Source organism: Micromonospora sp. NPDC057141 (assembly GCF_042670805.1).
GTDB lineage: Bacteria > Actinomycetota > Actinomycetes > Mycobacteriales > Micromonosporaceae > Micromonospora.
Genome location: NZ_JBHUVA010000079.1, coordinates 22,505 through 28,775 on the forward strand (window position 1 = coordinate 22,505; position 6,271 = coordinate 28,775).

Below are 6,271 nucleotides of genomic sequence, written 5' to 3' on the forward strand. Positions count from 1 at the left end.
GGCAGAACGCCCGCCGTGACCCGACCCGCCGGTCCGGGTTGCGGTCCGGGTCCGGCGGCAGCGGCGCGCGGCGGTCCGGGGCCGGGGTCAGCGGCGCGTGGCGGCGACCAGGCCGCCGTTGCGGCGGCGGTGCCGCCAGTACAGGTCCCGGCGGGCCCCCCTGGGGAAGCCGGGCTGCCACGGCTTGATCGGCCCGGCCGGGTGGATGACGGCCGAGTCGGAGAGCTTCCCGCCGAACTCGGGCTCCAGCCGCCAGGCCATCAGGTCGTTCCACTGCCGGGGCAGCCGCAGCCAGTTGCCGTACACGGCGTAGTTGAGGGCGTCCTGGTCCGGGTACCGGGACTCGTGGGCGTGCCGGGTGAGGTACGCCAGCGACTTCTCGGTGACCTCGCATTCCTTCCACCGGGGCACGTCGATGAGCAGCACCCCGGAGTTGAAGTAGAGGGCGTACGGGTCCAGGTCGCGGTAGTTCGCCAGGCCGGGAATGCCGCCCATGTCGAGCAGCCGCCGGTTGAACGGGTCCCGGACCGCGCCCAGCGGGGCGTTGCCCATGTCCACGTCGAACAGCGGGGTCAGGCTGTTCGTGCACATCGTGTCGCAGTCCAGGTAGAGCACCCGCCGTACCTCGTCGGGAAGCGCGCCCGGGACCAGCAGGCGCAGGTACATCGCCGGGGACAGGTATGCCATCACCGGGTCGCTGCCCTTCGGCAGGTTCACCACGGAGGTGTCCACCCGCAGGTACTCCACGGTGGCCTCCGGCCCCGCCGCCCGGGTGAGGACGGCGCGCGCCGAGGCGTTGACGTCGTCGGCCGCGATGAGCCAGTAACGGACCGCCTGGCCCGGGTTCGACTCGGCGACGGACGCCATGACGACCGCCGCGTGGGCCGCGTACGCGGCGTCAAAGGTTAATGTGAGTTCCACGTGCTCTCCTCCGCACAGGCTGAGCGTAAACTCCGTGAAATGTAATTAGCGAATTGCGAGTTCCGCAAGGAAACTGCACATTTGATCACCCGTATCTTGGCTTTCCGCGAGGTCGGATCAATCGACCCCAGAATTGACCCCTTAATCATCCTTAAGTGCTGGACTTCGCCCCCGGTGTACGGTCTGTGAGGAACCCCCGCATCAACCGTGGCCGCTGACCCGGCGGGGTCAGGGCAGCGGCCGGCAGATGTCCCGGGCGTGGTCGGTGACCGCCGCACCGACCACCGTCGCCTCCAGCGGCAGCACCTCCAGGCACCGCCGCACCGCAGCGGCCATCAGGGCGTTGGGCACGCGCATCGACAGCGTGCAGTGCGGCACCCAGCGCCCCGGCCGGTAGTGCTCGGCCAACCCGACCCCGGCGGTGACGAGCCGGTCGTGCACGAGCGCCTGGTGGGCCAGCAGGTCGGCCGTGGGCGACGGCCCCAGCCAGAGCACCCGGCCGACGAACTGCCCGGCGTGCTGGAACGACAGCCGCAGCGGCACCGCCACCGTCGTCCCGGCCAGGGCCTCGGCCACCCGGTCCGGGTCCAGTCGCGGGGCCACCGCGAGCGACAGGTGCGGCCGGTGCCGCCGCTCCAGCAGGCTGCGCATGCTCTGCACGCCCTCGGACTCCAACGCGTCCCACAGCACCCGGATCCGCCGGGTGGCGTCGGTGTCGAGATACAGCTCCAGCGCGGCGACCACGCCGCCCACCCTAGGGCCGGGTCACGCCGTGCCGGCGACCAGGTTTGCCCGCCCGCCCGTGCGGTACTGGCGAGGGGGACGACGTCGCCCGGCACGGGCCGGGAAGACCGGAGACCAGCCCGGGGAGACCGGAGACCAGCCCGGGAGACCGGAGACCAGCCCGGGGGAGACCGGAGACCCGGCCGAGGAGGAGCGCGTGGAGATCAGCGACGTACTGACCGAGACCTACGGCCGGCTGCCGGCGCTGGTCCGCGCCGCAGTCGACGGCCTGTCCCCGGAGCAGCTGCGGCGCGCGCCCGCGCCCGGGGCGAACCCGGTGGGCTGGCTGGTGTGGCACCTGACCCGGGTGCAGGACCACCAGGTCGCCGACCTGCTCGACGCCGAGCAGCTCTGGGTCACCGGCGACTGGCCGGGCCGGTTCGGGTTGTCCGCCGACCCGGACGACACCGGCTACGGGCACACCCCGGACCAGGTCGCCGCCATCGCGCCGGAGAACGCCCGGGTGCTCCTCGACCACTACGACGCGGTCGCGGAGCGGACCCGGGGATTCCTGGCCGGGCTGCGCCCGGCGGACCTGGACCGGGTGGTCGACGAGGCGTGGGACCCGCCGGTGACCCTCGGGGTCCGGCTGGTCAGCGTCGCCGAGGACGACCTCCAGCACGTCGGCCAGGCCGGCTACGTGCGCGGCCTGCTGCTCACGGGACGATGACCGCTGCTCACGGGACGATGACCGCGCGGCCCTCCAACGAACCGTCCTGCAGCCTCCGGTAGGCGTCGACCGCCTCGTCCAGGGAGAACGTGGTGATCTTCGGCCGTACCAGACCCCGGGCGCCCAGGTCGAGCACCTCGATCAGCTCCGGCCGGCTGCCCCAGTAGGTGGTCTGGATGCTCACCTCGTACGGCACGGCGAAGAACGACACCGGCAGCGTGCCGCCGGCGATGCCGACGATGGTGAGGTCCCCGACCGTGCGGGCCACGGCCGCGCCGAGCCGCAGCGTGGCGTCGGCACCGACGAAGTCGAGGACCACGTCCGCGCCCCGCCCGCCGGGGGTGGCCCCACGGATCTCCTGCGCGGTCCCCTCGCCGGAGCGCAGCGTCAGGTCGGCCCCGCACTCCTCGGCCAGCTTGAGCGCCTCGGGGCGGGTGTCCACGGCGATGACGCGGGCCGCCGTCGTGGCCTTGAGGATCTGCACCCCCACGTGGCCGAGGCCGCCGACACCGATCACCACGGCGGTGCTGCCGGGCGCGAGCTTGTGCCACGACCGGCGGATCGCGTGGTACGGGGTGAGCCCCGCATCGGTCAGCGGCGCGGCGTGCACCGGGTCGAGCCCTTCGGGCAGCGGCACGACGTGCCGGGCGTCGGGCACCAGCTCGTACTCGGCCATGCCGCCGTCCAGGCCGAGGCCGCCGCCCCCGCCGGGCACCGGCGCGGCGGTCGGGTTCTCGCAGTACGGGTCGACACCCACCCGGCAGCGCTCGCAGCTGCCGCAGCCCCACGGGCCGTAGACCGCCACGGGCTGGCCGACCTCCAGGCCGGTCACCCCGGCGCCGAGGTCGTGCACCCAGCCGGCGTTCTCGTGGCCGAGGGTGAACGGCGGGTTCCACGGGACCGCCCCGGCCTCGAAATCGTGCATCAGGTGCAGGTCGGAGTGGCAGGCCCCCGCCCCGCCGACCCGCACCACTACCTGACCGGGGCCGGCGGTGGGCTCGGCCACCTCGACCAGCTCAGGTTCCGACTTCCAGCCCGGCAATCGCAGCGCGCGCATTGGGTTTCTCCGTTCCGTCGCTCGGGGTTTCCCATGGGCCGTCGCTCGGGGTTTCCCGTCGGCCCGTCGCTCGGGGTTTCCCGTCGGCGTGCCCGTTCACCGCCCGGGCAAACGGCCGGTTTCGTCTACCGCCACCGCACGTCGTCGCCGCCCAGCCCGGCGGCTCGCCCGGGCCCGCGCCGGATTCACCCGGACCGGGTGAGCCGGGATCACCCGCCGGGCGGGGAAGCTCCGGGAACGACGTGTGTCGTCCGGGAGGAACGACGTGTGTCGTCCGGGAGGGGAGGGCTGATGACCGCATCCGCCGCGGACTACCTGGCCTGCTGGGTCGCGGGTCGCCACGAGGACCTGCCGGAGACCACCAGCGGCACGGTGCGCCTCGACATCCGCGACGACGGCAGCACCGACCACTGGTTCCTCACGATCGGTGACCAGCACGTCGGGGTGAGCCGGTCGGCGGAGGCGGCGGACCTTGTCGTCGCGGGTGACCGGGAGGTGTTCGACCGGATGATCGCCGACGGCACCCACATCGGCGCGGCACTGGTCCGCAACGATGTCACCGCCCAGGGGAACCTGCGGCTGCTGATGTTGCTGCGGCGGCTGTTCCCCGGCCCGCCCGGCGCCCGCCACCCCCGGGAGGCTGCCGTCAGGGCGGCAGCACCGCACCGTACGTCGGCGGCGGAGCGGGGTGAGCGGAGGTGAAACAGGAACTGGTCAACGTGCTGACCGGCAACGCCTTCGCGGTCAGCGACGCGCAGGGCGACATGACGCCCGACCCGCACGCGCCCATCGGGCTCTTCTCGTTCGACACCCGGTTCCTGTCCCGCTGGGTGCTCACCATCGACGGGCAGCGGCTGCAGGCGCTGTCCCGCGACGAGATGACGTACTTCGAGACCAGGTTCGTGCTCGTTCCCGGCGCGGCGAGCCACTACGTCGACGCCGACGTCTCGGTGATCCGGCACCGGTCCATCGACGACAGCTTCAACGAGCGGATCATCGTGCTCAACCACTCGGCGGAGCCGGCGGAGTACACCGTACGGATGGAGATCGCCTCCGACTTCGCCGACACCGCCGAGATCAAGGAGCCGAGGGTACGGCGGATCGTCGCCACCCCGATGCCGGTCGAGGGACAGCTGCGGCTGTTCTACGAGCGGGACCGGTTCGCCCGCGAGACCGTCGTGTCGTCCACCGCCCCCGTGGACGTGGACTCGGGCGGGATGACCTTCCGGATCCGGGTCCCCCCGAGCGGCTCGTGGACGACCGACCTGCACATCGGCATGATCTTGCGGGGGGCGGGGGCCCGGGACCTGCGGTCCAGCCTGGAGGCCCACCGCGAGCAGGTCCGCCGGGACATGCGGGAGGACCTGCGCCGCTGGCACGAGCGCGCCCCGAAGCTGACCGCCGAGCGAGACGGGCTCCGCGAGGCGTACGAGGGGAGCCTGGACGATCTCGCCGCGCTGCGGTTCACCCCGCTGTCGATCCGGGGCAGGCTGCCGGTGGGCGGCCTGCCGTGGGCGATGGCGCTGTACGGCCGGGACGCCATGATCACCTGCCTGGAGACGCTGCCGTTCACCCCGGAGCTGGCCCCGCCCACGCTGCGGCTGCTCGCCCTCGGCCAGGGCGGCCGGCTCGACGACCATCACGAGGAGGAGCCGGGCAAGATCGTCGCCGAGTACCGCTACGGCGAGAACGCGGTCTTCGGCGAGTCACCCACCTACCTGCACTACAGCGCGGCCGACACCACGCCGTTGTTCGTGATCCTGCTTGACGAGTACGAGCGCTGGTCCGGCGACGCGGACCTGGTCCGCGAGCTGCGCCACCCCGCCCGGATGGCGCTGGACTGGATCGACGAGTACGGCGACATCCTCGGCGACGGTTACGTGCGCTACCAGCGGCGCAACACCCGCAACGGGCTGGTCAACCAGTGCTGGAAGAACTCGCCTGACGCGATCGTCGACGCCGACGGCCGGGAGCCGGGGTTGCCCCGCGCCACCTGCGAGGTGCAGGGGTACGCGTACGACGCGAAGCGGCGCGCCGCCCGCCTGGCCCGCGAGTTCTGGGATGATCCGGCGTACGCCGACCGGCTGGAACGGGAGGCGGCGGAGCTGAAGGCGCGGTTCAACCGGGACTTCTGGCTGCCCCACCGGGACTACTACGCGCTGGCCCTGGGGCCGGACGGCGAGCAGGTCGACGCGCTCGCCTCCAACATGGGCCACCTGCTGTGGAGCGGCATCGTCGACGAGAAGCGCGCCGAGGCGGTGGCCCAGCACCTCCTCGGGCCACGGATGTTCTCCGGCTGGGGGGTGCGCACCATGGCCGACGGGCAGCGGGTGTACAACCCGGTCGGCGCACACCTCGGCGCGGTGTGGCCGTCGGACAACGCGATCATCGCGGCCGGCCTGCGCCGGTACGGCTACGACGAGGCGGCGGCCCGGATCGCCGCCGGCATCTTCGACCTGGTGCAGACGCTGGGCAACCCGGTGCCGGAGGTGATCGCCGGCTACCACCGCGACCTCACCAGGTACCCGGTCCAGCTCCCGCACGCCGGCCGACCCCAGTCGTGGTCGTCGGGCGCGCTGCTGATGCTGCTCGGCACCATCCTCGGGCTGTCGCCCTGCGGGGAGAACCTGCTGGTCAACCCGGCGCTGCCGAAGGGGTTCGGGCGGATCGAGCTGCTCGACATCCCGGGCCGGTGGGGGCACGCCGACGCGTACGGCCGGGACCGGGCACTCGCCGGCCGGGGCCGCCGCCCCCGCCTCCGCTGACCGTGTCCGCCCCGGCCACCCGCCTCGGTGATCAAGAGGAAAGCGTCAAGTTTGATCTCGTCGATGACGCAAACC

At 72.8% G+C, this 6,271-nt stretch carries 6 protein-coding genes; 3 read left to right on the forward strand and 3 right to left on the reverse strand.

What is annotated here, in order from left to right; genetic code table 11:
• Positions 1 to 87 precede the first annotated feature (87 nt).
• Entirely contained in the window at positions 88 to 921 is an 834-nt protein-coding gene (locus ACFT41_RS27350) for a glycosyltransferase family 8 protein (RefSeq protein WP_377588354.1), read from the reverse strand.
• Between the two features lie 228 nt (positions 922 to 1,149).
• The gene (locus ACFT41_RS27355) at positions 1,150 to 1,665 is read right to left on the reverse strand and encodes a 2'-5' RNA ligase family protein (RefSeq protein ID WP_377588355.1); all 516 of its coding nucleotides are present in this window, start codon (positions 1,663 to 1,665) and stop codon (positions 1,150 to 1,152) included.
• Positions 1,666 to 1,861: 196 nt separating this feature from the next.
• Between ACFT41_RS27355 and ACFT41_RS27360 the strand changes: the two genes are divergently transcribed.
• A complete protein-coding gene (locus ACFT41_RS27360) occupies positions 1,862 to 2,374 on the forward strand; it encodes a DinB family protein (protein ID WP_377588356.1) in 513 nt (170 codons plus the stop codon).
• Between the two features lie 7 nt (positions 2,375 to 2,381).
• On the opposite strand, the gene ACFT41_RS27365 is transcribed toward ACFT41_RS27360, so the two are convergent.
• Positions 2,382 to 3,431, reverse strand: a complete 1,050-nt coding sequence (locus ACFT41_RS27365) for an NAD(P)-dependent alcohol dehydrogenase (protein ID WP_377588357.1) — start codon at positions 3,429 to 3,431, stop codon at positions 2,382 to 2,384.
• Positions 3,432 to 3,722: 291 nt separating this feature from the next.
• Between ACFT41_RS27365 and ACFT41_RS27370 the strand changes: the two genes are divergently transcribed.
• Positions 3,723 to 4,133 carry an SCP2 sterol-binding domain-containing protein gene (locus ACFT41_RS27370; RefSeq protein WP_377588358.1) on the forward strand — a complete coding sequence of 137 codons (411 nt, stop codon included), beginning with the start codon at positions 3,723 to 3,725 and terminating at the stop codon, positions 4,131 to 4,133.
• Positions 4,130 to 6,196, forward strand: coding sequence for a glycogen debranching N-terminal domain-containing protein (locus ACFT41_RS27375; protein WP_377588359.1), 2,067 nt, complete (start codon positions 4,130 to 4,132; stop codon positions 6,194 to 6,196). Before ACFT41_RS27370 ends, ACFT41_RS27375 begins: the two co-directional genes overlap by 4 nt.
• Positions 6,197 to 6,271: the final 75 nt, after the last annotated feature.

Coding starts and splice junctions, on each gene's coding strand:
- ACFT41_RS27365 (WP_377588357.1), bottom strand. CDS start 3,431: ATGCGCGCGCTGCGATTGCCGGGCTGGAAGTCGGAACCTGAGCTGGTC.
- ACFT41_RS27370 (WP_377588358.1), top strand. CDS start 3,723: ATGACCGCATCCGCCGCGGACTACCTGGCCTGCTGGGTCGCGGGTCGC.